At 73.3% G+C, this 25,802-nt stretch carries 23 protein-coding genes; 17 read left to right on the forward strand and 6 right to left on the reverse strand.

Annotated elements, in window-relative coordinates; all coding sequences use genetic code 11:
• Window positions 1–73: 73 nt before the first annotated feature.
• Complete coding sequence (locus tag ACFY7H_RS05245; RefSeq protein ID WP_388933293.1) at window positions 74–1,108, reverse strand: helix-turn-helix transcriptional regulator; 1,035 nt, start codon at window positions 1,106–1,108, stop codon at window positions 74–76.
• 282 nt (window positions 1,109–1,390) lie between these two features.
• Here ACFY7H_RS05245 and ACFY7H_RS05250 point away from each other — a divergent pair, with 282 nt between their 5' ends.
• Window positions 1,391–1,705: a hypothetical protein gene (locus ACFY7H_RS05250; RefSeq protein ID WP_030228709.1), complete on the forward strand. Its 315-nt coding sequence runs from the start codon at window positions 1,391–1,393 to the stop codon at window positions 1,703–1,705.
• A 181-nt stretch (window positions 1,706–1,886) separates the two neighbouring features.
• Here the strand turns inward: ACFY7H_RS05250 and ACFY7H_RS05255 are convergent, their stop codons facing one another.
• Window positions 1,887–2,291 carry a pyridoxamine 5'-phosphate oxidase family protein gene (locus ACFY7H_RS05255; protein WP_388933297.1) on the reverse strand — a complete coding sequence of 135 codons (405 nt, stop codon included), beginning with the start codon at window positions 2,289–2,291 and terminating at the stop codon, window positions 1,887–1,889.
• 159 nt (window positions 2,292–2,450) lie between these two features.
• Between ACFY7H_RS05255 and clpB the strand changes: the two genes are divergently transcribed.
• Window positions 2,451–5,057, forward strand: coding sequence for an ATP-dependent chaperone ClpB (clpB, locus tag ACFY7H_RS05260; protein WP_388933300.1), 2,607 nt, complete (start codon window positions 2,451–2,453; stop codon window positions 5,055–5,057).
• A 145-nt stretch (window positions 5,058–5,202) separates the two neighbouring features.
• Window positions 5,203–5,742 (forward strand): YbjN domain-containing protein, encoded by a 540-nt coding sequence (locus ACFY7H_RS05265; RefSeq protein ID WP_388933303.1) that lies wholly within the window; start codon window positions 5,203–5,205, stop codon window positions 5,740–5,742.
• Window positions 5,743–5,755: 13 nt separating this feature from the next.
• Here the strand turns inward: ACFY7H_RS05265 and ACFY7H_RS05270 are convergent, their stop codons facing one another.
• Window positions 5,756–6,907 carry a hypothetical protein gene (locus tag ACFY7H_RS05270; RefSeq protein WP_388933305.1) on the reverse strand — a complete coding sequence of 384 codons (1,152 nt, stop codon included), beginning with the start codon at window positions 6,905–6,907 and terminating at the stop codon, window positions 5,756–5,758.
• 8 nt (window positions 6,908–6,915) lie between these two features.
• A complete protein-coding gene (locus ACFY7H_RS05275) occupies window positions 6,916–8,100 on the reverse strand; it encodes a pyridoxal phosphate-dependent aminotransferase (RefSeq protein ID WP_388933307.1) in 1,185 nt (394 codons plus the stop codon).
• A gap of 726 nt (window positions 8,101–8,826) precedes the next feature.
• On the opposite strand from ACFY7H_RS05275, the gene ACFY7H_RS05280 reads away from it, so the two are divergent.
• The 9 genes from ACFY7H_RS05280 to ACFY7H_RS05320 all read left to right on the forward strand — a co-directional run bounded on the left by ACFY7H_RS05280 (window position 8,827) and on the right by ACFY7H_RS05320 (window position 18,649).
• Window positions 8,827–9,345 (forward strand): DUF2617 family protein, encoded by a 519-nt coding sequence (locus tag ACFY7H_RS05280; RefSeq protein ID WP_388933309.1) that lies wholly within the window; start codon window positions 8,827–8,829, stop codon window positions 9,343–9,345.
• Window positions 9,346–9,529: 184 nt separating this feature from the next.
• Window positions 9,530–11,170: a polyamine aminopropyltransferase gene (locus ACFY7H_RS05285; RefSeq protein WP_388933310.1), complete on the forward strand. Its 1,641-nt coding sequence runs from the start codon at window positions 9,530–9,532 to the stop codon at window positions 11,168–11,170.
• A 54-nt stretch (window positions 11,171–11,224) separates the two neighbouring features.
• Entirely contained in the window at window positions 11,225–12,067 is an 843-nt protein-coding gene (locus ACFY7H_RS05290; RefSeq protein ID WP_388933313.1) for an SRPBCC family protein, read from the forward strand.
• A gap of 19 nt (window positions 12,068–12,086) precedes the next feature.
• A complete protein-coding gene (locus ACFY7H_RS05295; protein WP_388933316.1) occupies window positions 12,087–12,875 on the forward strand; it encodes an aldose 1-epimerase in 789 nt (262 codons plus the stop codon).
• A gap of 21 nt (window positions 12,876–12,896) precedes the next feature.
• Window positions 12,897–13,460, forward strand: coding sequence for an orotate phosphoribosyltransferase (pyrE, locus tag ACFY7H_RS05300; RefSeq protein ID WP_388933319.1), 564 nt, complete (start codon window positions 12,897–12,899; stop codon window positions 13,458–13,460).
• A 301-nt stretch (window positions 13,461–13,761) separates the two neighbouring features.
• The gene (gene fbaA, locus ACFY7H_RS05305; RefSeq protein WP_388933322.1) at window positions 13,762–14,784 is read left to right on the forward strand and encodes a class II fructose-bisphosphate aldolase; all 1,023 of its coding nucleotides are present in this window, start codon (window positions 13,762–13,764) and stop codon (window positions 14,782–14,784) included.
• 269 nt (window positions 14,785–15,053) lie between these two features.
• Window positions 15,054–15,842 carry a ScbR family autoregulator-binding transcription factor gene (locus ACFY7H_RS05310; RefSeq protein ID WP_388933325.1) on the forward strand — a complete coding sequence of 263 codons (789 nt, stop codon included), beginning with the start codon at window positions 15,054–15,056 and terminating at the stop codon, window positions 15,840–15,842.
• 78 nt (window positions 15,843–15,920) lie between these two features.
• Complete coding sequence (locus ACFY7H_RS05315; RefSeq protein WP_388933327.1) at window positions 15,921–16,628, forward strand: BTAD domain-containing putative transcriptional regulator; 708 nt, start codon at window positions 15,921–15,923, stop codon at window positions 16,626–16,628.
• 101 nt (window positions 16,629–16,729) lie between these two features.
• On the forward strand, window positions 16,730–18,649 hold the full coding sequence (locus ACFY7H_RS05320) for a helix-turn-helix domain-containing protein (protein WP_388933330.1): 1,920 nt from the start codon (window positions 16,730–16,732) through the stop codon (window positions 18,647–18,649).
• Between the two features lie 41 nt (window positions 18,650–18,690).
• Here ACFY7H_RS05320 and ACFY7H_RS05325 read toward each other — a convergent pair whose 3' ends face one another.
• Window positions 18,691–19,860: an IS701 family transposase gene (locus tag ACFY7H_RS05325; RefSeq protein WP_388933333.1), complete on the reverse strand. Its 1,170-nt coding sequence runs from the start codon at window positions 19,858–19,860 to the stop codon at window positions 18,691–18,693.
• Window positions 19,861–20,134: 274 nt separating this feature from the next.
• Here ACFY7H_RS05325 and ACFY7H_RS05330 point away from each other — a divergent pair, with 274 nt between their 5' ends.
• From ACFY7H_RS05330 to ACFY7H_RS05350, 5 genes are all read left to right on the forward strand, one after another.
• Window positions 20,135–21,259: a CE1758 family FMN-dependent luciferase-like monooxygenase gene (locus ACFY7H_RS05330; protein WP_388933336.1), complete on the forward strand. Its 1,125-nt coding sequence runs from the start codon at window positions 20,135–20,137 to the stop codon at window positions 21,257–21,259.
• A gap of 127 nt (window positions 21,260–21,386) precedes the next feature.
• Window positions 21,387–21,800, forward strand: coding sequence for a DUF3151 domain-containing protein (locus ACFY7H_RS05335; protein WP_388933339.1), 414 nt, complete (start codon window positions 21,387–21,389; stop codon window positions 21,798–21,800).
• Between the two features lie 129 nt (window positions 21,801–21,929).
• A complete protein-coding gene (locus ACFY7H_RS05340) occupies window positions 21,930–22,778 on the forward strand; it encodes a tryptophan 2,3-dioxygenase family protein (RefSeq protein ID WP_388933342.1) in 849 nt (282 codons plus the stop codon).
• Window positions 22,771–23,991, forward strand: coding sequence for a kynureninase (gene kynU / locus ACFY7H_RS05345; protein WP_388933345.1), 1,221 nt, complete (start codon window positions 22,771–22,773; stop codon window positions 23,989–23,991). The genes ACFY7H_RS05340 and kynU overlap by 8 nt, the downstream gene beginning before the upstream one ends.
• 171 nt (window positions 23,992–24,162) lie before the next feature.
• Entirely contained in the window at window positions 24,163–25,044 is an 882-nt protein-coding gene (locus ACFY7H_RS05350; RefSeq protein ID WP_388933347.1) for an alpha/beta hydrolase family protein, read from the forward strand.
• A gap of 24 nt (window positions 25,045–25,068) precedes the next feature.
• Here ACFY7H_RS05350 and ACFY7H_RS05355 read toward each other — a convergent pair whose 3' ends face one another.
• Window positions 25,069–25,746, reverse strand: coding sequence for a macro domain-containing protein (locus ACFY7H_RS05355; RefSeq protein WP_388933350.1), 678 nt, complete (start codon window positions 25,744–25,746; stop codon window positions 25,069–25,071).
• Between the last annotated feature and the right edge of the window lie 56 nt (window positions 25,747–25,802).

Consider the following 25,802-nt stretch of genomic DNA (forward strand, 5'->3'; position numbering starts at 1 on the left):
CCTCCCGTCGCGGAGCGGGCCCCGACGGGGCCTTCGCGCGTCACGGGCGCTCTGAGGGCCCGTACGGCCCGCCTCAGCCCTCGGGGAGCTCCGCCGGGGGGTTGGCGCTGTGCAGGATCCCGGACTGGGCGATGAGGTAGCCCAGCTGGGCCCGGCTGCCGCTGCCCAGGGCGGCGGCCAGCTTCGCGATGTGCGCGCGGCAGGTGCGTACGTTCATTCCCAGCCGGCGGGCGATCGCCTCGTCCACGTGCCCCTCGATCAGCAGCTGGGCGATGGACCGCTGGACTCCCGAGATACCATCCGGGTGGTGCGTGTAGGTGACCTCCTCGCCCAACGGCACGGCCCTGCGCCACAGTTGTTCGAAGACCTTGATGAGGTAGTCCACCAGTCCCGGGTGCCGCAGTTCCAGGGCCACCCGCCGGTCGTCGCTGGCGGGGATGATGGCCACGGTGCGGTCGAAGATCATGAGACGCTCTATCAGCTCCTCCAGTGTGCGGATCTCCACCTTCCCCGTGGAGATCCGGTCCACGTAGGCGAGCGTGCCCTGGCTGTGCCGCACGGTGTGCTGGTAGAGCGTCCGGATGCTCACCCCGCGGTCGATCATCGGCGTGGCCCGCTCCAGGGACTCGCTGAGGACGAAGGTGGGGCGGGCGCCACCCGGCTGGACCGTCAGGGCCTCGGTGTGGCACTCGGCGGTGGCCAGGTCGATGGCGGCGTTGATCTGGTCGAATCCCTCCAGCACCGTGATGGCGTGGGTGTTGGCGGGGCTCTGCGCGCTGATGGTGAGGAACGGCTCGAATGCATCGGTGAGATCTACGGCGGTGCGTCTGCGCTCCTGGATCTCGCGTTCGATCGGATGGAGCCGCTGGGCCAGTGCGATGGACGGCGGAACCGCGCGCAGCTGGTTCGCGTCGTCCGGGTCGGGTCGCAGCAGTGCGAATTCGAGCAGGCAGGGGGCGTTTACGGCCTCGCCGCGGGCCACGCGGCCGGTGCTCAGGGCGGCCGCGTACAGTCGCGCTCCCTCGCTGCACATCTCGGTGACGGGGTGGTGATGTGTCGGGTTTATGTCGCTCTTGGGCAAATCTCCACCCCCCAGGGTCCTGAACATGTAAGAACATGATGCATCGTCCCTGTGGCACTGACGTGCCTGAATGAGCCATCGTCTGTCAGTGCGGGGGAGAGGATTCCATCAAGTGAGGACGAAGCCGACCATGTATAAGAGAATGCTTCGCTCGGCGCTTGCCGTTGTTTTCTCCGCCGTCGCGGTCTTTGGAGCAGTCGTCGCCGTCAGCGGTGACGAGGGAAGCGCTCAGGCTGGTGCCAGCTCGTTGGCCGGGACGGCGGCCGAGAGCGATTTCGGCTGGAACAGCACCCCTGCGAAGGCGTCCTGATGACCCCCGACGACCGCGACTTCCGCCGCGAAATGGCTTCCGCCTACCGTTCCGGGTGGCAGTTCATCGACCTCGCCACGGCGATCCCCTACGCCGGCGACTCGCTGATGGTCACCCTTTTCGGCCAGCCGATAGTCGTCGTGCGCGAGGAGGACGAGGACGTCCGTGCCTACCGCTGCCTGCGCCGCCCCCGGGGCGCACCGCAGCCCGTCCGCTGCGAAGTGCGGTACGGCATGGTCTTCGTCAACCTCGACCAGCGTGACCACCAGCTCTTCGAACCCGATATCACCACCGCCACCCCCCGCAGTGCCTGAGGCGATTCCCCCGTCGTTGCAGATCGCTCCAGGTGCTACCCCCACACAACGGCGCCATCGTGGACCTGACCACGATGGCGCCGTTGTGATGTGCGCGTCCAGTGGTTGAACCGGACAATCGCCCGAGGATCCGTCGGGAAACGCTCGAAGGCTCCCGCCGCCCGCCGCCCGCCGCCCGCCCTCAGGCCCGGCCCATGGCCCGGTCGAGGGTGATCTCCAGGACCACCCGGTCCGGGTTCGGCGAGGGCATCCGCCCGTACCGCTCCGCGTAGCGCGCCACGGCCTCGGCGACCGACGCCTCGTCCGTACGGACGACCGCGCGCCCCTCCAGGGTGGCCCAGCGCTTGCCCTCCATCTGGCAGACCGCCGCCCGCGCGCCGCCGCCGGGCGCCGCCAGGACGTTGCGGACCTTCTTGCTGTGCTTGTTGCTGATCACCCGTGCCAGCCCCGCCTCGGGGTCGTAGGTCACGCCCACCGGCACCACGTGCGGGGTGCCGTCCGGGCGCGGGGTGGTCAGGGTGCAGACGTGCCGCTCCCGCCAGAAGGCGAGGTACTCGGGCGTCGGGTTGAGTACGTCATGGGACATGGGCGGAAGCGTACGCCCGCGGACCGGCCGATCCGGCAGGAGAACTTCCTTGAGTGGAATAGACTCAACTTTGCGGATGCTGAATCTGTCAGAGTCCGCACGCCGCAGCCCGTCGCGTGCGAAGCGCCCCGTAGGCCCGCAGGAGAGGAGAAACCGAGAATGGACGCCGAGCTGACCAACAAGAGCCGCGACGCCCTGAACGCGGCCACGAGCAGGGCCGTCAAGGACGGCCACGCCGACCTGACCCCCGCGCACCTCCTGCTGGCCCTGCTCGCCGGCGAGGACAACGAGAACGTCACCGACCTGCTCGTCGCCGCCGACGCCGACCAGGCCGCCGTCCGCGCCGGGGCCGAGCGGCTGCTCGCCGCCCTGCCCAGCGTCACCGGCTCCACCGTCGCGCCCCCGCAGCCCAGCCGCGACCTGCTCGCCGTACTGGCCGAGGCCGACGCCGAGGCCGGCCGCCTGGGCGACGAGTACCTCTCCACCGAACACCTCCTCATCGCCATCGCCGCCAAGGGCGGACCGGCCGGTGAGGTCCTGTCCGCCCAGGGCGCCACGGCGAAGAAGCTGCTGGACGCCTTCCAGAACGCACGAGGAGCACGGCGGGTGACCACCCCCGACCCCGAGGGCCAGTACAAGGCCCTGGAGAAGTTCGGCACCGACTTCACCGCCGCCGCCCGCGACGGCAAGCTCGACCCCGTCATCGGCCGCGACCACGAGATCCGGCGCGTCGTCCAGGTCCTCTCCCGCCGCACCAAGAACAACCCGGTGCTCATCGGCGAGCCCGGCGTCGGCAAGACCGCCGTTGTCGAGGGCCTGGCCCAGCGCATCGTCAAGGGCGACGTCCCCGAGTCCCTCAAGGGCAAGCGGCTCGTCTCCCTCGACCTCGGCGCGATGGTCGCCGGCGCCAAGTACCGCGGCGAGTTCGAGGAGCGGCTCAAGACCGTCCTCGCCGAGATCAAGTCGAGCGAGGGCCAGATCATCACCTTCATCGACGAGCTGCACACCGTCGTCGGCGCCGGGGCCGGCGGGGACTCCGCCATGGACGCGGGCAACATGCTCAAGCCCATGCTGGCCCGCGGCGAGCTGCGCATGGTCGGCGCGACCACCCTCGACGAGTACCGCGAGCGGGTCGAGAAGGACCCGGCGCTGGAGCGGCGCTTCCAGCAGGTGCTGGTCGCCGAGCCCACCGTCGAGGACACCATCGCGATCCTGCGCGGGCTCAAGGGCCGCTACGAGGCCCACCACAAGGTCGTCATCAACGACAGCGCCCTCGTCGCCGCCGCCACCCTCTCCGACCGCTACATCACCTCCCGCTTCCTCCCCGACAAGGCCATCGACCTCGTCGACGAGGCCGCCTCCCGGCTCCGCATGGAGATCGACTCCTCTCCCGTGGAGATCGACGAGCTCCAGCGCTCCGTCGACCGCCTGCGGATGGAGGAGCTGGCCCTGAACAACGAGTCCGACCCCGCCTCCCGTGAACGCCTCGACAAGATCCGCAAGGACCTCGCGGACAAGGAGGAGGAGCTGCGCGGCCTCACCGCCCGCTGGGAGAAGGAGAAGCAGTCCCTCAACCGCGTCGGCGAGCTCAAGGAGCGCCTGGACGACCTGCGCGGCCAGGCCGAGCGCGCCCAGCGCGACGGCGATTTCGACACCGCCTCCAAGCTGCTCTACGGAGAGATCCCGCAGCTGGAGCGCGAGCTGGCCGCGGCCACCGAGGCCGAGGCCGCGGCCGAGGCGTCGAAGGACTCCATGGTCAAGGACGAGGTAGGGCCCGACGACATCGCCGACGTGGTCGGCGCCTGGACGGGTATCCCGGCCGGCCGCCTCCTCGAAGGGGAGACCCAGAAGCTCCTGCGCATGGAGGACGAGCTGGGCCGCCGCCTGATCGGCCAGACCGAGGCCGTACGGGCCGTCGCGGACGCCGTGCGCCGCACCCGCGCCGGCATCGCCGACCCGGACCGGCCGACCGGCTCGTTCCTCTTCCTGGGCCCGACGGGTGTGGGCAAGACCGAGCTGGCCAAGGCCCTCGCGGACTTCCTCTTCGACGACGAGCGGGCCATGGTCCGCATCGACATGTCGGAGTACTCCGAGAAGCACAGCGTGGCCCGGCTCGTCGGCGCCCCGCCCGGCTACGTCGGCTACGAGGAGGGCGGCCAGCTCACCGAGGCCGTCCGCCGCCGCCCGTACAGCGTGGTGCTGCTGGACGAGGTCGAGAAGGCCCACCCCGAGGTCTTCGACATCCTGCTCCAGGTCCTCGACGACGGCCGCCTCACCGACGGCCAGGGCCGGACGGTGGACTTCCGCAACGCCATCCTGATCCTCACCTCCAACCTGGGCAGCCAGTTCCTGAGCGGGCACGGCCCGGGTGAGCCCGTCACCTCGGAGGAGCGCAAGAAGGAGCAGGTCCTCGACGTGGTCCGGGCGAGCTTCAAGCCGGAGTTCCTCAACCGCCTCGACGACCTCGTGGTCTTCTCCGCGCTGACCCGCGACGAGCTGACGCACATCGCGGAGCTCCAGATCGCCCGGCTCGCCAAGCGCCTCGCCGACCGCCGGCTCGCCCTGGACGTCACCCCCGCGGCCCTGGCCTGGCTGGCGGACAAGGGCTACGACCCGGCGTACGGAGCCCGGCCGCTGCGCCGCCTGATCCAGACGGCCGTCGGCGACCGCCTCGCGAAGGAGATCCTCTCCGGCGAGGTCCGCGACGGCGACACCGTACGGGTCGACGTGGCCGGCGACGGCCTGCTGGTCGGCCGGGCCGCTTAAGGGTCCGCCCCCGGACGGGTGAGCACCGTCCCGTAAGGGCCGCCGCGCCCCCGTGTCCGCCCGGAGCGGATCGGGGGTGCGGGGCTGGACACGGGACGGGCGAGATGGGGGAGGATGGCGGTATCCGCACGAAGGGAAGTACACGGTGAGCATCGACCCGGCCTCGATTCCGAACTTCGGGGGTAAGCCCGAACCGCAAGGCCAAGGACCGGCGGGCCCCGTCGTCCCCGACCAGGACCTGGTCAAGCAGCTCCTGGAGCAGATGGAGCTGAAGTACGTCGTCGACGACGAGGGCGACCTCGCGGCGCCGTGGGAGGACTTCCGCACCTACTTCATGTTCCGCGGCGAGGGCGAGCAGCAGGTCTTCTCCGTCCGGACCTTCTACGACCGTCCGCACGCCATCGACGACAAGCCGCAGCTGCTCGAGTCGATCGACGACTGGAACCGCCGCACCCTGTGGCCCAAGGTCTACAGCCACACGCACGACGACGGCTCCGTCCGCCTGATCGGCGAGGCGCAGATGCTGATCGGCACCGGCGTCAGCCTGGAGCACTTCGTCTCCTCCACGGTCAGCTGGGTCCGCGCGTCGATCGAGTTCGACAAGTGGCTGCTCGAACAGCTCGGCCTGGAGAAGGAGGTCGACTCCGCCGAGGGCGACGACAAGAAGGAGGAGGACGGCGAGTAGCCGTCCGTCCCCCTTACAGGGGTACCCGCGCCATCAGGAGCAGGTACGCCCCGTAGCCGTACGAGAGCCCGGCCAGGCCGGCGGTCACCGCGACCGCCGTGCGCGGCCGGGCTTTCGCCAGTGCGGCCGCCACCGGCAGCAGCAGCGGGAACGCGGGCAGCAGGAACCGCGGCTTCGACTCGAAGAAGCCCGCCCCGCCGAAGGTGATCACCAGCAGCGTCCCGGCGTACACCAGCAGCGGCAGCGGCGTCCGGTCCAGTACGGCCAGCACCGCGAGCAGCCCGGCGGCGGCCAGCGCGGCCAGCGTCACCCCGGCCGGGATGGTCACCGGCCCGCCGGACAGCGCCCGCCAGGCCGTCTCCAGGGTCCCGCCGCCGAAGTCGAAGCGCGAGCCCCACTGCCGCTGCACGGTGAAGTAGCCGAGGGGGTCGTGCCGGTGCGCCCCGACGGCGACGACGTACGCGGCCCAGCCCGCGGGCGCGAGCAGCCCGGCCGCCCACACCGCGGGCGCGCGGTTGCCCCGTACCACCAGCTCCCGCAGGGCCAGCACCGTCACGGCGGCGGCCACGGCGATCCCGGTGGGCCGGGTCAGTCCGGCGAGCGCCGCCAGGGAGGCCGCCCACAGCCAGCGCTCCCGCAGCAGCGCGTACAGGGACCAGGCGGCCAGGGCGCACAGCAGCGGCTCCGTGTAGGCGAGGCTCAGCACCACCGCGTGGGGCAGCGCCGCCCACAGCGCGACCAGCAGCACCCCGGCCCGCGCCCCCAGCAGCAGTTCCCCGATCCGGTACACGCCGACGGCGGCCACCGCCGCGGCCGACCAGGCCACCGCGAGCCCCGCGACGGGGCCGCCGCCGAGGAGGTCCACCAGCAGCGGGTACAGCGGGAAGAAGGCGTAGTCGCTCTGGATGGAGTCGGAGGCGGGCCACATCTGGGTGCGGCCGTAGCCGTGGGCGGCGATGGAGAGGTACCAGAAGGAGTCCCAGGAGCCGCCGAGCACCTTCACCGGGTTCCGGCCGTCCCACCAGGCGCCCAGGGCGATCACCAGCACCCCGGCGCTGCGCACCGCGGCGAACACCCCGAGCGCGAGCCCGGCCGGCCGGGCCGCCCCCGGTCTTCGGCCCGTGCGCGCGGGGGCGGGCGGGATCCGTCCCGTCGTCACGCCCATGCCGTGCCCTACAGCTGCCGGAGGCGGTCCACGGCCTCCTGGAGGACGTGGGTCTGCTTGCAGAAGGCCCAGCGGACCTGGGTGGCCCCGGCGGACGTGTCGTCGTAGAAGACCTGGTTGGGGATGGCGACCACCCCGCAGCGCTCGGGCAGGGCGCGGCAGAAGGCGAGGCCGTCCTTCTCGCCCAGGGGCGAGATGTCGGTGGTGACGAAGTAGGTGCCCTGCGGGCGGAAGACCTCGAACCCGGCGGCGGCCAGCCCGTCGCAGAGGAGGTCGCGCTTGGCGGCGAGGTCCGCGCGGAAGGCGTCGAAGTAGGAGCCGGGGAGGGCGAGGGCCTCGGCGACGGCGTACTGGAAGGGGCCGGAGGAGACGTACGTCAGGAACTGCTTGGCCGAGCGGACCGCGGAGACCAGCGCGGGCGGGGCGGTGACCCAGCCGACCTTCCAGCCCGTGAAGGAGAAGGTCTTGCCGGCGGAGGAGATGGTGACGGTGCGTTGCCGCATGCCGGGCAGGGACGCCAGCGGCACGTGCCCGCCCTCGAAGACGAGGTGCTCGTAGACCTCGTCGGTGACGACCAGCAGGTCGCGTTCCACGGCGAGTTCGGCGATGGCGGCCAGTTCCTCGCGGGTCAGGACGGTGCCCGTCGGGTTGTGCGGGGTGTTGAGCAGGAGCAGCCGGGTGCGGGGGGTGACGGCGTCGCGCAGGGCGTCGAGGTCGGGGCGGAAGCCGGGGGCGCGCAGGGTGAGCGGGACGCGGACCGCGCCGGCCATGGCGATGCAGGCGGCGTAGGAGTCGTAGAACGGTTCCAGTGCGATGACCTCGTCGCCCGGTTCGAGGAGGGCGAGGAGGGAGGCGGCGATGGCCTCGGTGGCGCCGGCGGTGACGAGGACCTCGGTGTCCGGGTCGTAGGACAGGCCGTAGAAGCGCTGCTGGTGGGCGGCGATCGCGGTGCGCAGCTCGGGGATTCCGGGGGCCGGCGGGTACTGGTTGCCGCGGCCGTCGCGGATCGCCCGTACGGCGGCTTCGGCGATCTCGGCGGGGCCGTCGGTGTCGGGGAAGCCCTGGCCCAGGTTGATCGACCCGGTGCGGGCGGCCAGCGCCGACATCTCCGCGAAGATCGTGGTGCCGAAGGAGGCAAGGCGGCGGTTGAGGAAGGGGCGGCTGCTGCTCGCGGGTGCGCTCATGGGCGCCATCCTGCGGGGAACCTCTGGAGTTGCTCAAGTGTGCTTTCGAGGCGTTGGCGCGAGGGCATCCCCCCTGCACGCGGGCCACGGGGGTGCCGCGACCCGGGCGACCGGGGTGTGAGGAAGGGGGCGGGGCCGTGGTCCTTGTCCTGGTTCTCGTGGTGGCGGCGGTCCTGGGGATCGTCCTGTTGGTGACGCACTTCTCCGGGCCGGGGGGCAGCGGTTCCGGAGGTTCCGGCTCCGGCTCCAGCTGGTGGGCGGGCGGCGGAGGGTCCTCGTCGTCCTGCGGTTCCTCGTCGTCGTCCTGCGGTTCGTCCTCCTCGTGCGGGTCCTCGTCGTCCTGCGGTGGCGGAGGCTGCGGGTCCAGCTGACACTGGTACGGGTGCCGCGGGCGGCGAACCGGACGGTGCGGGGAAGCGTGCGCGGATGCGGTGTGGAAGGGGCGCCCGCAGGGGACAACTTCCCTCGGGCGTCCGCTTGTTCGGGCCGGCACTACGGCGTACGGGCGGCGTCGTGTTGAACACGTGAACCGTGAAGCCCCCGGGGGGATGTAAACCCCGTCAAGTTGGGTAAAAACGCTGTGAGTGCCGTGCCTTTCATGATTCCCTCGGTTGAGTAGACCAGTCCCCGGACCTCTCCGGGACTTCCTGTGGACCCGTGCCGGTGTCCCCCCACCCGTTGACTACCGCTGGCGGGCCCCGGCCCATCTCCCTCGCGCGTTTGCGGAGCCGACTCATGCTCACGACCCTCCAGACCACCTACACCGACACGCGTGCCGCCGATCTCGCCTGGGCCCTGGGACGCGACCGGCTGCCCGCCCTGGCCGTACTGAACCTCCAGCTCGCGGACGCGAAGGTGGAGTTGCGCCTGCTCGGGGCTTCTCACCAGGTGCTCCTGGAGGAGGGCGAGGTGCTCTGCTCGGAGACGGTCGCCTGTATGCCCGGCAGCAGTACGCCGCTGCCGCTCGGCGTGGCGAAGCGGGTGGGCGACTACGAGTACGAGTTCGCCGCGCGGGTCGAAACCCTCTCGCGGGGCTCCTTCGCGGGACGGGCCCAGGAGCTGCTCGCACTGGTCGCGGACCACCCCAACGGGCTAGCCGGCACCTTTCCCGGTGATCCGCACGCGTTCACCGCGATGCTCGCGCAGCGCCACGAGGGCCAGGTGCGCTGGCGCACCTGGCACGCGTACCCGCAGGAGGGGCAGCTGGTGGCCACCCGCACCCGGGTGGGCGTACGCATGGGCGCGCCCGTCTAGTGGCCTCGGACTCAGGTCACTAGGGGGGTCTTCGGCGGATCACGGCCGGGCCGGGGCCCGTGCCAACGGCCGGGCGGTATCGCGGGCAGGGTTACCCCGATTACTCCAACTGGTCTGCCCGACACGCCAGTTACACCCATGTGGGTGACAGGGTGTGGGTGGGCGGTGACGTACGGTTCGCTGCATGATCGACCGTTCCGCCCCCCGCGGGCTGCTCCCGGCGGCGGAGCCGCGGGGCGTGCAGACCGTCCATGCCGCCCTGCCCGTACGCCCCCGGACCGGCCGACTCCTCGTGCTGGCCACGGTGTTCGTCTGCGCGGCCTGCGGGCTCGTCTACGAGCTGGAGCTGCTCGCCCTCGGCTCGTACCTCATCGGCGACTCCGTCACCCAGGCGTCGGTCGTGCTGTCCGTCATGGTCTTCGCCATGGGCGTCGGCTCCCTCCTCGCCAAACGCCTGCGCCGCCGGCCCGCGCTCGGCTTCGGTGCCATCGAGGCCGCGCTCGCCCTGCTCGGGGGCTTCTCCGCGATGGCCCTGTACGCGAGCTTCGCCTGGCTCGGCGAGTCCAGGACCGCGCTCGTCGCCTTCTCCTTCGGCATCGGAGTGCTCATCGGCGCGGAGATCCCGCTGCTGATGGTCCTCATCCAGCGCATCCGCAGGCAGGACGCCGGCGGAGCCGTCGCCGACCTCTTCGCCGCCGACTACGTGGGCGCCCTCGTCGGCGGGCTCGCCTTCCCCTTCCTGCTGCTGCCCGTGCTCGGCCAGCTCACCGGGGCCATGCTCACCGGCACGGTCAACGCCGTCGTCGGCGGCGGACTCGTCCTGTGGCTGTTCCGCCACGACCTCAGCAGACGCTCCCGCTGGCTGCTGGTCACGGCCAACGCGACCGTACTCGCCCTGCTCGCCTGCGCCACCGTCCTCGTCGACGACTTCGAACGGGCCGCGCGCACCGCCGTCTACGGCGCGGAGGTACGGGTCGCCGCGCAGACCGGGGTGCAGGAGCTGGTGCTCACCGGACCGTCCACCGGGTCCCCGCGCTCCCTCGACCTCTTCCTGGACGGCCGGCTGCGGGTCAGCGGCTACGACGAGTACCGCTACCACGAGGCCCTGGTCCACCCGGCCATGACCGGCCCGCACGCCCGCGTCCTGGTCCTCGGCGGCGGCGACGGGCTCGCCGCCCGCGAGGTGCTGCGCTACCGGGACGTCGCCTCCGTCACCGTCGTCGAGCTCGACCCCGGCGTGGTCCGCCTCGCCCGCACCGACCCGATGCTCTCCGCGCTCAACGCCCGGGCGTACGAGGACCCGCGCATGGACGTGGTCACCGAGGACGCCTTCCGCTGGCTGCGGGGACCCGCCGCCCGGCGCCGTTTCGACGTCATCCTCTCCGACCTGCCCGACCCCGGCATCACCCCGAGCACGAAGCTGTACTCGCAGGAGTTCTACGGGCTCGCCGCGCGGGCCCTGACGCCGGGCGGACGCATCGCGGTGCACGCCGGCCCCCTCACCACGAGGCCGCGTACGTACTGGACCGTCGAGTCCACGCTGCGCGCGGCCGGGCTGCTCACCACCCCCTACAGCACGGGCGGCCGGCTCTCCGGCTTCGCCGCCGGGCCCGACCGCACCCAGGGCGTGTCCGACGCCCCGCCGCCGGACTGGGGCTTCGTGCTCGCCGCCCATGACCGGGTGCCCGAGCTGCGCGTGGACCGCGACACCCCCGCCCTGCTGGCCGTGTCGACCCAGGGGCTGCGGGACGCCGCCCGGGACGCCGCCCGGGTCCGGCCGGCCGGGCTCCCGCCGTCCACGCTGCCGCATCCGCGATACCACTGAGCCGGGGCGTCGTGTCCGTGTGCACGGGCGGGTCCCGTCGGTAGGCTCGACCGCATGGAGCATCAGGTGTTCGTTCCGGTACCGGTAGAAGACGTCCGCGCCGTGCTGCGTGATCCCGCCCGGGTGGCCCGCTGCGTCCCCGGGCTCCAGCAGGACGCCGACACCGCTGCCGGGCCGCCGGCCGGGCGGCTCAAGGTCCGGGTCGGCGGGCACACCGTGACCTACCGGGGCGTCCTGTCCCTCGTCGAGCGGGACCCCGACCACTTCGCCGCGGAGGGCGAGGGGACCGAGGTCCGCGGCAGCGGCGCCGTCAGCCTCGCGCTCGTGCTGCGGCTGGTGCCGTACGACGGCGGGACCCGGCTGGAATTCAGCGGCGGGGCCACGGCGGACGGCCGGGCCGCCGCCTTCGACCCGCAGGCCACCGCCACCGCCGCCGGGCGGCTGCTCGACCGCTTCGCCGCCAACCTGGCCGGCGTGGCCGGCGCCGCGGGCGACCCGGTGGCCGAGGCCGAGGAGGCGGAGGAGGCGAAGGCGGCGGAGGCGGAGTCCGGCCCGTCGGTCTTCGACACCGAGGTGCCGCCGCCGTCGCTCGACCCCTTCCGCGACGGCGATTTCACCGAGTTCGCCTCCTTCGACGGGGCGGGGAGGGAGGAGGAGCCGGACGCGGGCCCCGCCGGCCCCGGACGCCCGCCGGCCGAGGCGGCCCACGCCCGCCGCACGATGATCGGCCGCAGCGCGGAGGAGGTCGACCACGCGCCCCCGCGCGGCCGCTACGCCCCGGTCCCGGCCCCGTCCTCCGCCACCGGCCAGAACGGCCTGCGCTGGATCGCCCCGGCGGCGGCCCTGGCGCTGGCCTCGGCGGTCGTGGTCGGAAGGGCGTTGCGCCGGCGCCGTTGACGCGCCGTAGGGTCGCCGTATGACTACGCAACTGAGCGCCGGGGGCGCGGAACTCACCATCGATCAGGACAACGGCTGCAGGGTCGGCAGTCTGCGCGTCGACGGCATCGAGCTGCTGCGTCAGGGCCCGAAGTTCGGGTCCTTCCCGATGGTCCCCTGGTGCGGGCGTACGGCGAACGGCCGGTTCCATGACGGCGCCAAGGTCCACCAGATGCCGCTCAACCATCCGCCGCACGCCCTCCACGGCTTCGCCCGCGACGCGCCCTGGAAGACGGCCTCCGTCGACGGCACCACCGCGGCCTTCACCTACGACCTCGTCGACCCCTGGCCCTACGCCGGGCGGGTGACGCAGGTCTTCGAGCTGGGCGAGGACGCGCTGACGATCCGCATGGGCGTGGAGACGTACGAGGACTCCTTCCCGGCGCAGGCGGGCTGGCACCCCTGGTTCAACCGGGTCCTGACCGACGGCGGGGAGCCGGCCCGGATCGGCTTCGACCCGGCCTGGCAGGAGGAACGCGACGAGGACCACATCCCCACCGGCCGCCGCATCGACCCGAAGCCCGGCCCCTGGGACGACTGCTTCGGGATGCCCTACGGGGTCGACGTCACCCTCACCTGGCCCGGGCAGCTGGACCTGAGGGTGACCAGCCCCGCCGAATGGGTGGTCGTCTACGACGAGCAGCCGGAGGCCGTCTGCGTCGAGCCGCAGTCGGGCCCGCCGAACGGACTGAACACCCTCCCGCGCCTGGTCACACCGGTGGACCCGCTGGAGATCTCCACGACGTGGGCGTGGCGCCGGCTCGGCTAGCCCGCACTTAAGCTCGTTGTCATGAGTGACGTCAACGAAGTAATGCCGTCCGGCACACGCGATGCGCTTCTGCAGCAGATCAAGGACAAGGCCGTCGTGCACGGCAAGGTGACGCTTTCCTCCGGCAAGGAGGCCGACTACTACATCGACCTCCGCCGGATCACCCTCGACGGCGAGGCGGCCCCGCTGGTGGGGCAGGTCATGCTGGACCTCACCGCCGACCTCGAGTTCGACTGCGTCGGCGGCCTGACCCTGGGCGCCGACCCGGTCGCGACCTCGATGCTGCACGCCTCCGCCGCGCGCGGCGAGCGTCTCGACGCCTTCGTCGTCCGCAAGGCGCAGAAGGCCCACGGCATGCAGCGCCGCATCGAGGGCACCGATGTGAAGGGCAAGCGCTGCCTGGTCGTCGAGGACACCTCGACCACCGGCGGCTCCCCGCTGACCGCCGTCGAGGCGGTCCGCGAGGCCGGCGGCGAGGTCGTCGCCGTCGCCACCATCGTGGACCGTGGCGCGGCCGACGCGATCGCCGCGGCGGGCCTGCCGTACCTCACCGGCTACCGGCTCGGGGACCTGGGTCTCGCCTGAGCCCTCCCGCGCGGGTCCGGCCGTCTCGGATCGTGGGCGTGAAGGGGCGGCGGCCGGCCGTGGGCCCGGGGCGGGAGAACGCGCGGCCACGGTCCCGGAGGTCGACGCTCCGGTCCTGACCTGCGCCTTTCCGGACGGCCGGGGTGTTTCACGTGAAACGCTCCGGCCGCCGCGCTGAGCGAGGGGTGACAGGCGGGGTGGAGTGTCGCGCCGAGTCTGGAAAGATAGGCGCGACGGCGACGTCGCCCCCAGGTCAGGGCCCGCAATAAGCACACTCCCCGCACATCCAAGGAGCGGACAGATGCCCATCGCAACCCCCGAGGTCTACAACGAGATGCTCGACCGGGCGAAGGCAGGCAAGTTCGCCTACCCGGCCATCAACGTCACCTCGACCCAGACCCTGCACGCTGCCCTGCGCGGCTTCGCGGAGGCCGAGAGCGACGGCATCATCCAGATCTCCACCGGCGGTGCCGAGTTCCTGGGTGGCCAGTACAGCAAGGACATGGTCACCGGCGCGGTCGCCCTGGCCGAGTTCGCGCACGTCGTAGCCGCCAAGTACGACGTCACCGTCGCGCTGCACACGGACCACTGCCCCAAGGACAAGCTGGACGGCTACGTCCGTCCGCTCCTGGAGGTGTCCGCCGAGCGCGTCGCCCGCGGCCTGAACCCGCTCTTCCAGTCGCACATGTGGGACGGCTCCGCCGAGACCCTGGCCGACAACCTGGCCATCGGCCAGGAGCTGCTCGCCAAGGCCGCCGCCGCGAAGATCATCCTCGAGGTCGAGATCACCCCGACCGGTGGCGAGGAGGACGGCGTCAGCCACGAGATCAACGACGAGCTGTACACCACCGTCGACGACGCGATCCGCACCGCCGAGGCCCTCGGCCTGGGCGAGAAGGGCCGCTACCTGCTCGCCGCCTCCTTCGGCAACGTGCACGGCGTCTACAAGCCGGGCAACGTCGTCCTGCGGCCCGAGCTGCTCAAGGACCTCCAGGCCGGCGTCGCGGAGAAGTTCGGCAAGGCCTCTCCGTTCGACTTCGTCTTCCACGGCGGCTCGGGCTCCACGCCCGAGGAGATCGCCACCGCGCTGGAGAACGGCGTCGTGAAGATGAACCTCGACACCGACACCCAGTACGCCTTCACCCGCCCGGTCGCGGACCACATGTTCCGCAACTACGACGGTGTCCTGAAGGTCGACGGCGAGGTCGGCAAGAAGTCCACCTACGACCCGCGCACCTGGGGCAAGCTGGCCGAGGCGAGCATGGCCAAGCGCGTCACCCAGGCCTGTGCCGACCTGCGTTCCACGGGCACCAAGCTGAAGTAGGCGGCGAGGACCCGAAAGGGTCCGCCGGGACCTGAAGGGGTCCGCCGGTCCGTCAGGGACCGGCGGACCCCTTTGCCGTACCCCGTGGATCCGGCTCGGCACGGCAGGGGCCCGGCAGGGTCCGGGGGGATCCGGCGCGGATTGGGTACGGATTCGCCCGAGGTGACATACGCCGGTGGACGGGGCAGGCGGCGATGGTGTGGAATCTAGGCAGAGAAACGTACCCGCCGGGATGTAATGCCGGCGGGCCAGGAGAGGCGACGCCGGCGATGAAGACAGTGCGACCCCAGGTGAAGCAGGACCGGGCGGTGCGCACGCGTCGGGCGATCCTGGAGGCGGCGGCGCTGGTGTTCGAGGAGTACGGCTACGACACGGCCAAGCTCTCGGACATCGTCAACCTCGCCAAGGTCACCAAGGGAGCGCTCTACTTCCACTTCGACTCCAAGGAAGGCCTGGCCCAGGCCGTCATCGACGCGCAGAACGAGTCGCAGCCGCAGATGCGGCCGCAGCAGTACAAGGCGCAGGAGTTCGTGGACATCGGCATGGTCTTCTCGCACCAGCTGCGGCACGACGCGCTGATGCGGGCCAGTGCCCGGCTCACGCTGGACCACGCCGGCCGCGGCCTCGACCGCGTGACCCCTTACCAGACCTGGATCGAGCTGCACGTCCCGTTGCTGGAGGAGGCCCAGCGGCGCGGGGAACTGCTGCCGAACGTGGACCCCTGGATCCCGGCCCGCCTGATCGTGGGCGCGTTCGCGGGACTGAACACCATGTCGTACACGCTGGGGCTGGACCTGGACGCCCAGGTCTCGGAGCTCTACACGCACGTGATGCCCGGCGTGGTGGTCCCGGCCGTGGCGATCCGGCTGGACACGGCCCCCGGGCGCGGGGCGCGGGCGCTGTACGGCCCGCAGGGCGCGCACGAGTGCCGGTACGGCTGCCCGGGCGGCGTGCCGCCCCTGGAGGGGAAGGCGCCCGAGGAGGCCCGCGGGGCCGCCGAGGGAGTCCGCGCGGCCGCCGAGGAGGCGCGCGCGGCCGCCGAGGAGATCTCCGCCTGAGGCCGGTCCGGCCCGCCCCCTTCCCAAAAAGATCCTTCCGGGTATGATTTTTCTGCTCGCCTGCCCAGGGAGATCACTGTGGACATTGAGGTACTCGGCGCACCACGGGTCACCGAGAACGGTGTGCCCATCACGGCCCCCACGCCGGAGTCCCGGCATGTCCTGGCGGTCCTCGCCGCCTGTCCCGACCGGGTCGTGCCCGCTTCCGTCCTCGCGGACGAGCTGGCCCGCCGCGTCCCGCCCGAGCACGCCCACGCCGCCCTGCACACCGCCGTACGCCGGCTGCGCGAGCGGTTCGCGGAGGCACTGGGCACCGGCTCGGTACGCACTCCCGAGACCGTGCTGTCCACGCGACCCGGCGGGTATCTTCTCGACACCGGCGGCGGCCGCTGCGACGTCCGCGAGTTCGAGCGCGAGGCGGGCGCCGGCTACCGGGCCATGGGGCGGGGCGACGCCGCGCAGGCCGCCGCGAGGCTCCGCCGGGCACTGGACCTGTGGACCGGCCCCGTCCTGGACGGCATCGACGCCGGGACCTGGCTGCGCCGCCGCATCGCCTGCCTCGACGCCGACCGGCTCTCCGTGCTCGGCCAGTGGGTCGAGGCGGAACTCGCACTGGGACGCCACCGCGAGCTGCGCCTCGCGCTCGCGGGTCTGCGCGGCGCGGGAGCGTGCCGCCCCGGCGACGCGTACCTGGCGGCCCTGCACCGGGCCGAGGCCCGCGTCGAGGCCGTCCGGACGGCCCGCCCGGCCCGCGGGCTCACCCTGAGCTGTGGTGCCCGCACCTGACCCGGCGTCAGGTGCGCGGGCCGCTGCTTGACCCCTCGCCCGGCGGAACCTAGGTTCGGGTCCGGGGACGGAAAGTGGCTGGTCGGGTGGGGGGCGGCGGTATGCGCGGGGACGGGGGCGGTCCGCTGGCCGTACTGGAACTGCTCGCTGGGGACGCCCCGCAGAGCCGTTACGAGGCCCTGCTCGCCGAGGCCCGCGGCGCGGGCGCGGACGAAGCCGAACTCGCGGCCCTCACCCGGGCCGTGGAACTCGCCCGCTCGGTACGGGCCCGCGCGAGCAGGGCCAGACAGCGCGAGGCCGCCCTCACCGCCCTCGTCGACACCGCCCACGACCTGACCTCCCCGTACGACATCGACGGCCTGCTGCGTCTGATCACCCGCCGGGCCAGACGCCTCCTCGGCTTCGACATGGCCTGGCTGTCGCTGAGCCGCCCGGACGGGTCCGCGTACGTACGCACCTCCGAGGGCGAGACCACCGCGCTCAACGTCGGCCTCGAACTCGGCACCGGCCGCGGCCTCGGCAGCATCGCGCAGGCCCGCCGCTCCCCGGTGTGGACCCCGGACTACCTCGCCGACACCAGCATCGCGCACGCCCCCGGCATCGACGCCGTCGTCGAGGCGGAGGGCCTGCGCGCGATCATCGCGGTCCCGCTGCGGCGGGGGGACTCCACCCTCGGCGCCCTCTACGGATCCGACCGCTCCGTACGGGAGTTCACCCCGGACGAGATCGGCATCATGCTCTCCCTCGCCGACCTGGCGGCGGTCGCCATCGAGAAGGCCCGGCTGCTGGAGCAGACCCGCGACGAGGTCACCGAGCTGGAGGCCTACGGCTCGCGCACCCACACCGCCCTCACCCGGGTCCGCTACCTGTGGGAGTGCCACGCCCGGCTGGCCGGGCTGGTCCTGGACGGCGCCGGTCTCGCCACCGTCGCCCGGGCCACCGCCGACGCGCTGGACGGCGTGCTCCAGGTGCGCGACCCCGGCGGGCGGCCGCTGACCGCGACCGGGGAGCTGCCCGGCCTGGACGAGGAGGCGGTGACGAAGGGCGCCCTCCAGGCCCTCACCGACCGGCGTCCGGTGCGGCTGCCCGGCGACCTGTGGCTGGCCCCGGTACTGGCGGGCGCCGAGGACCTCGGGGTGCTGCTGCTCAGCGCCTCCGCGCCGCTCGCCGAGGAGGACGTACGGCTGCTCCAGCTGTCCGCCCAGTCCGTCGCCTCCCTGATGCTGATCCAGCGCGGCACGGCCGCCGCCGAGGGCCCCGTCCACGACGAACTCCTCGCGGACCTGCTGGACCGGCCCCACTCCGTCGACCTGCACCTGCTGGAGCGCACCCGCCGGCTCGGCATCGACCTGGACCGCCCGCACGTGGTGGTCGTCGCCCGGCCGGAGGGCGGTGAACTGGGCAAGGCCGTGGCCTGGGCGTCCTCGTACGCCTACCGGACGGGCGGGCTCAAGGGCGTCCGGCGGGGCTGCATCGTCCTGGTCCTGCCCGGCACCGACGCCTCCGCCGCCGCGCACCGGGCCTCCGGGGAGCTGTCGCCGCTGCTCGGCCACGCCGTGTCCACCGGGGCCGCCGGACCCACGGGGAGCCCGGGCGAGGTGGCCCGCGTCTACGCCGAGGCGGTGCGCTGCCTGGACGCGCTGACCGCGCTCGACGGGGTGGGCGGCACCGCCTCCCTGCGCGAACTGGGCTTCCTCGGCATGCTGCTGTCCGCCGACCACGACGTGGAGTCGTTCATCGCCGGGACCATCGGCCCCGTCCTGGAGTACGACGCGGACCGGCTGACGGAGCTGACCCGCACCCTGGAGGCGTACTTCGCCTCGGGCGCCAGCCCCACCCGCGCCGCCGAGGCCCTGCACGTGCACCCGAACACCGTCTCCCGCCGGCTGGACCGCATCACCGAGCTCCTCGGCCCCCGCTGGCAGGAGCCCGCGGGCGCCCTGGAGATCCAGATGGCCCTGCGGCTGCGCCGGACCCGCACGGTCCTGCACGACCGCCGCGCCGCCGCCGACCGGGCCTGAGGCCCCGTATCCGCTTCGCGGACCCTGCCGGGGGCGGGGTCTCACGCCGCCGCGTAGTGCTCCGTGGCGGTCAGGGCACGGGCCGCGTGCGCGACCGAGGCCAGTGTGACGTGCCGGTGCCAGCCCGGCAGGGCCCGGCCCGCGAAGTCCCGCAGACCCGCCTCCCGTCCGCTGTGCTCGGCGGCGAAACCGACCCGCCGGCCCTGCTTCGTCAGCCGCAGCAGCGGGCCCACGGGGAGCCGTACCAGGTCCGTCAGCCACAGCTGCGCCGGAGGGCGGCGCGGGTCCGTCCACTCGCCGACCAGCAGCAGGTGACGGCGGCGGGCCGGGGAGGGGTCGGGCATCATCACCCGCACCGCGACCGCCAGGGTGCTGCGGTGACGGCCCCCCGGCAGCGTCGGGTCCGGGTCGGTCCACTCCACCGGGGTGCACAGCCCCTTCACCGCCTGCAGGACGTCCCGCGCGGGGCGCGCCCCGGCGCCGTGGCCCGGCAGCGCCGGGTCGGTGACCAGCAGCGGAGTGGCCGGGCCGATGCGGGCGATGACGGGCAGCCCGGCCTCCGCGAAGCGGTTCATGGTGGAACGGCTGCCGATCCGCTGGATGTCGAGCACCACCGGGCGCTGGATCCCGCTGCGCCGCACGGTCTCGATGACGGCGGCCGCCGCGGACTCCTCGTACGCGGCCTGCGCGTCGGCCGGCTCCAGCGGTTCGGGGCCGTCGCCCTCCGGCAGGTGCATCCGCCACCCGACCGGGGTGACCAGCCCCGCCGAGGCGAACCAGGTCCCGAAGGCCTGCTGCCCCCGGAACATCTGCCCCTGGTGCGGGTCGAAGCGGTGCGCCACCCCCACCGAGTGCTCCCCGCCCTTCGGGATCGCCAGCGGCTGCGCCACCCACGCGGTCAGGGGGGTGGCCGCCTGGAGGAACCCGGCGAGCGAGGCGCGGATCGGCTCCCAGTCCCAGGTGGAGCCGGAGATGAAGTGGTGCATGCTCTGCTCCGCGGCACCGCCCCCGAACTGCCCCGCGATCCCGCGCATCGACTTGCGGCCGGGCAGCGCCAGCAGCCCCCGCACGTACTGCCGGCCCTTCTCCCGCTGGTCCTTGCGGCGCAGCGAGCACAGGACCGCGGAACACAGGTCGTCGGCCGCCTCGTGGACCGGGTCCCGCCGGACCGGCACCGCCGTTCCCGTCCCCCTGCTGTCGATGCTGCTCATGACCGCTTTCACGACATGCCCCCCTCGGCCTGCGTCCACTGCGCCTCTACCGTCCGCCGAGCACCCCTCTTCCGGGGAGGTGCGCCGGCCACCGCACTTCGCCGGATCGTGGTGGGGCCGCCACACCCCGCCGGACTTGACGGACTGCCCGGGCGGACCTGGCCGGACCCCCGCGCATCGGGCACGGTCGGATCGCGGGGCCCATGGGCCGCGGTGCCGGGCCCGCCCCGGCGCGGTGCCCCGCACGGCGGCGGTGCGACACGGGAGGGGCGGGGTGCAGTTCGGCGTCTTCTCGCTCGGTGAGGCCGTCCCCGATCCGTCGACCGGCCGCACGCCGACCGAGCACGAGCGGATCCGGGCCATGACCGCCCTCGCGGTGCGGGCGGAGGAAGCCGGCCTGGACGTCTTCGCCACCGGCGAACACCACAGCCCGCCCTACGTGACCTCCTCGCCGTCGACGCTGCTCGGCTACCTCGCCGCGCGCACCCGGCGGCTGATCCTGTCGACCGCCACCACCCTGGTCACCACCAACGACCCGGTCCGCGTCGCCGAGGAGTACGCGCTGCTCCAGCACCTGGCGGGCGGCCGCCTCGACCTGATGACGGGCCGGGGCAACACCCCGAACTGCTATCCCTGGTTCGGCCAGGACCTGCGCGAGGGCATCGCGCTGGCCCGGGAGAACTACGCCCTGCTGCACCGCCTGTGGCGGGAGGAGGACGTCGACTGGCGGGGCCGTTTCCGGGCCCGCCTCGACGGCTTCACCTCCGTGCCCCGCCCGCTGGACGGCGTACCACCCTTCGTGTGGCACGCGTCGGTGCGTTCGCCGGAGATCGCGGAGCAGGCCGCGTACTACGGCGACGGCTTCTTCGCGGACAACCTGTCCGCTCCCGTCGAGCAGTGCGCGCGCCTGGTGGAGCTGTACCGCGCCCGGTACGAGGAGCACGGCCACGGCACCGCCCGGCAGGCCGTCGTCGGGCTCGGCGGGCAGGTCTTCGTACGGGCGCGCTCGCAGGACGCGGTGCGCGAGTTCCGCCCGTTCTACGACCGGTCCCGGTTCCACGGCGGGCGCTGGTCCCTGGAGGAGTGCGCGGCCCGGACCCCGCTGGCCGTGGGCAGCCCCGACCAGGTCATCGAGAAGGTGCTCACCTTCCGGGAGGTCTACGGGGACTACCAGCGCCAGCTCTTCGCCGTGGACCACTGCGGGCTGCCACTGGACGCGGCCCTGGAGCAGGTCGACGCGCTGGGCGAGCGGATCGTGCCGGTCCTGCGCCGGGAACTGGCCGCCTCCCGGCCCGCGGGCGTGCCCCCGGCTCCCCGCCACCCGGCGGCCGTGCCGGCCGCGGGCCCGGAGCGGCGTGCCGACCGGGGGGCGTGCGCGGCTTCCCGGACCGGCGCGTGATCCGGTCCTCACCGCCGCCGGCCGCGCTGCCCGGCCGCGGGCCGCGCTGCCTGCCGCTGCCCGGCCGCGGCCGTTTCCCCGCCGCCCGGCTTCGCCGCTGGGCGCCGTCGTCGGCCAGACTGGGCCCATGTCGATTCACCAGAACCTGCTCGGGGGCCCCGCCCCCACCCACCTGCCCGACGAGCCCGCGCCCCGCGAGGCGCTCGCCGCCGGTACCGACCCGGCCGAGGTGGCCGCCGCGCACCCCTCCTCCTCGCTCGCCTGGGCCGCCCTCGCCGACCAGGCGTACGCCGCCGGCCGGACGGTGGAGTCGTACGCGTACGCCCGTACCGGCTACCACCGCGGCCTCGACGCGCTGCGCCGGGCCGGCTGGAAGGGCCACGGCCCCGTGCCGTGGGAGCACGAGCCGAACCGCGGCTTCCTGCGCGCCCTGCACGCGCTGGCGCGGGCCGCCGGGACCATCGGGGAGAAGGAGGAGTACGAGCGCTGCTCGACCTTCCTGCGGGACTCCTCGCCGACGGCGGCGGACACGCTCGCATAACGCTGTCGAGGCTCGCCCTAGAGGGCCTCCGGGTCCCCTGCTTATGATGCGTGGCAGGGGACCGGGGCTCCACTTACCTCACCGGAAGGAGCGGACCGCTACCCGGAAGCACGTGTCGAGGAGACAGAAATGTCGCACGCCCTTGATGCCTCCGGAGCCGGTTCGGACACCCCGAACCTCGACTTCGACGGCACGACTCCGTACGAGGACTACGTCCAGGCGGACGTCCTCACCCACCTCCAGCACCTGCGCTCGGACGACCCCGGCGAGATGGTGTTCCTGGTGACCACCCAGGTCATGGAGCTGTGGTTCACGGTCATCGTCCACGAGTGGGAGACGGCCGCCCGCGCACTGCGCGAGGACGACGTCCCCGTCGCGATGGACGCGCTGAAACGATCCCTCCGCGAGCTGGAGGCCCTGAACGCCTCCTGGCGGCCGCTGGCCCAGCTCACCCCCGCGCAGTTCAACGCGTACCGCGCCGCCCTGGGCGAGGGTTCCGGTTTCCAGTCGGCGATGTACCGCCGGATGGAGTTCCTGCTCGGTGAGAAGTCGGCGTCGATGCTGGTCCCGCACCGGGGCGCGCCGCGGGTCCACGCCGAACTGGAGAAGGCCCTCCACGAGCCCAGCCTGTACGACGAGACCCTGCGCCTGCTGGCCCGCCGCGGCCTTCCGGTCCCCCGGGCGGTCCTGGACCGGGACCTCGCCCTGCGGTACGAGCCCTCCGCCGAGGTCGAGGCCGTCTGGACGGCCCTCTACGCGGACCCGTCCGGCCCGCACGCCGACCTGCACCGCCTCGGCGAGGTGCTGACGGACGTCGCCGAGCTGGTCTGGCGCTGGCGCAACGACCACCTGGTCGCGACGCGCCGGGCGATGGGAGCGAAGACGGGAACGGGCGGCTCGGCCGGGGTGACCTGGCTGGAGAAGCGCGCGTCGAAGAACGTCTTCCCCGAGCTCTGGACGGCCCGCAGCCATGTCTGACCCCGGCCTGAACCCCCTGAACCCCATACCGGAGCTCCAGGAACGGGCCGCGAGGCTCGACGCGGAAGACGGGCTCGGCAAGCTCCGCGCGCGCTTCACCCTCCCCGAGGGGGTCGTCTACCTCGACGGGAACTCCCTCGGCGCGCTGCCGACGGGCGTTCCCGGCGCCGTGGCCGACGTCGTGCGGCGCCAGTGGGGCGAGCTCCTCATCCGCTCCTGGGACGAGAGCGGCTGGTGGACCGCCCCGCAGCGGATCGGCGACCGCATCGCCCCGCTGATCGGCGCCGCCCCCGGCCAGGTGACCGTCGGCGACTCCACCAGCGTCAACCTCTTCAAGGCGCTGGTCGGCGCCGCCCGCCTGGCGGCGCCCGGCCGGACCCGGATGCTGGTCGACGCCACCACCTTCCCGACGGACGGCTACATCGCCGCGTCCGCCGCCCGGATGACCGGCCTCGAAATCGTCCCGGTCGATCCGGCCGACGCGGCCGGCGCCTTCGGCGACGACACCGCCGTGGTGCTGCTCAACCACGTCGACTACCGCACGGGCCGGCTGCACGACCTGCCCGGCCTCACCGGCGCCGCGCACGCCGCGGGCGCGCTGATCGTGTGGGACCTGTGCCACAGCGCCGGAGCCCTGCCCGTCGGCCTCGACGCGCACTCCGTCGACCTCGCGGTGGGCTGTACGTACAAGTACCTGAACGGCGGCCCCGGTTCCCCGGCCTACATCTACGTGGCCGAGCGGCACCAGGGTGCCTTCGACTCCCCGCTGCCCGGCTGGAACGGCCACGCCGAGCCCTTCGCGATGACTTCGGAGTACGTCCCCGCCGAGGGTGCGGCCCGGGTGCGCGTCGGGACCCCCGACATCCTGTCCATGCTGGCGCTGGAGTCGGCCCTCGACGCCTGGGAGGGCGTCGACATCGAGGCGGTGCGCGCCAAGTCCCTCGCGCTGACCGACTTCTTCCTCGAGTGCGTGGCCGCGTACGTCCCGGACGGGCGGGTCGAGCCGGTGACCCCGGCCGAGCACGGCCGGCGTGGCAGCCAGGTCTCGCTGCGGGCCGCGGGTGCCCGCGAGGTGATGGCCGAGCTCATCTCCAGGGGGGTCGTCGGGGACTTCCGCGCCCCCGACGTCCTGCGGTTCGGGTTCACGCCGCTCTACGTCGGTTTCGCCGACGTGGAGCACGCGGCGCGCACACTGGGTCACATTTTCGGGTGACGCGGTAGCGAAACGTCACACCACGGGGCGGGCGGGGCTACGGCTCCGCCCGCCTCCGTGCGGGCCCGATCCGGCGGCTGGTGGTGCGTGCGGGCCTGGTACGGTCCCGCTCTGTCGGAACACCGGAACAACTGTCCCCCCTGTCCCACGCGTTACCGAGAGGTCGAGCCGATGACGGACCCCGCAGTCGAACGGGACGCCGCCGAGGCCGCCTCGGCCTTCGCCCACCCCCCGGTCGCGCCCGAGGCGAGCGCCGCGTACGGGGACCACCCCGACCAGGTCATCGACTTCTACGCCCCCCGGGGCGAGGGGCCGGCGGGCTCCGCCCCGCTGGTCGTGGTTTTGCACGGCGGGGCCTGGCGGGCCCGCTACGACCGGCAGCACATCACCCCCTTCGCGGCCCTCCTCGCCCGGCGGGGCTTCGCCGTCGCCAACGTGGAGTACCGGCGCGGCAGCTCCCTGCCCCACCAGGACGCCGGGGGGCCGGTGGCCGGGCGCTGGCCCGAGACCTTCGACGACGTGGCCGCCGCCATGGACGCCCTGCCCGGCCTGGCCGCGGCAGCCCTGCCCGCCGCCGACTCCCGCCGGACGGTGGTGACCGGCCACTCGGCGGGCGGTCAGCTCGCGCTGTGGGCGGCGGCGCGCCACGTCCTGCCGTACGGCGCGCCCTGGCGGCTGTCCGCCCCGCCGCCGCTGCGCGGTGTGGTGGCGCTGGCCCCGATCGCGGACTTCGGAGTGGCGGAGGAACTCGGCGTGTGCGGCGGCGCGTCGGCGCAGCTGCTGGGCGGCGGGCCGGAGCACTGGGAGGCCCGGCTGCCCTTCGCCGATCCGGCGGCGCTGCTCCCCACGGGCATCGCCACCACCGTGGTGCAGGGGCGGGAGGACATCGTGGTGCCGCCGGCGGTGGCCGAGTCGTACGTGGCCGCCGCCGCGAAGGCGGGCGAGATGGTCGGCCTGACCCTGGTCGAGGGCGTCGGCCACTTCCCCCTGATCGATCCGGCGGCGGACGCCTGCGCGGTGGTCGCGGAGGAGATCTCCCAACTCGCCTGGTAGCCGCCCGGGGTGGGGAGCGGCCGGTCAGCGACGGGACGCGGTCCGCTGCGGCGGGGTGATGCGGACCCGCTTCCCGGCCGGGGCGCTCTCTATGCCGTCCAGCTGCGCGGTGATCGTCGCGCGCAGGTCGTCGTAGTCCTCGAAGCGGTGGTCGTTGAAGAGCGTGTAGCCCGTCCACATCAGGTTGGCGCAGACCCGCGCCGGCACGCGGCCGGTCCGGGCGCCCATGCCGACCAGCGCCACCGAGCGGATGCTGCCGGGCCGCGTCTCGTTCTGCTGGTGGATCGCCTGGAAGGCGGCCGCGCAGGCCAGGGCCACGTTCAGGGTCTCGCTGACGTTCTGCGAGGACGCCTCCATCGTCGGCGTCGAGATCAGGAACCGCGGGGTGACCGCCCCGGACGGCACGCACACCGCGCTGCCCACGGGGAGACTGCCCCCGAACCGGTCGCGAATCGCCCGCTGCACGCGCAGCTGGATGCCGGCGCCCAGGAACCGCTTGACGGCCGCGTCGACCCCGCCGTCCATCCGGCCCCGGGAGTTGGTCGGGCTGACCCACGCGTCGACGTCCTCGTCGAGGATCGATCCCCGGCGGATCTCGATCCCGGGGGTGTCGGCGAAGGCGGCCCGCCACGCCTCCACCACACCGGCGTTGACGTCGGTCAGTACGACCCTGAGCGCAGGCTGCACGCGGTCCTCGGTCATCATCCACTCCTATCGGGAATCGGTCTTTCCGACCGCTCACCACGTTAGCGGCGACC

Origin of the sequence: Streptomyces sp. NPDC012794 (assembly GCF_042901085.1) — a bacterium.
Taxonomy (GTDB): Bacteria; Actinomycetota; Actinomycetes; order Streptomycetales; family Streptomycetaceae; genus Streptomyces.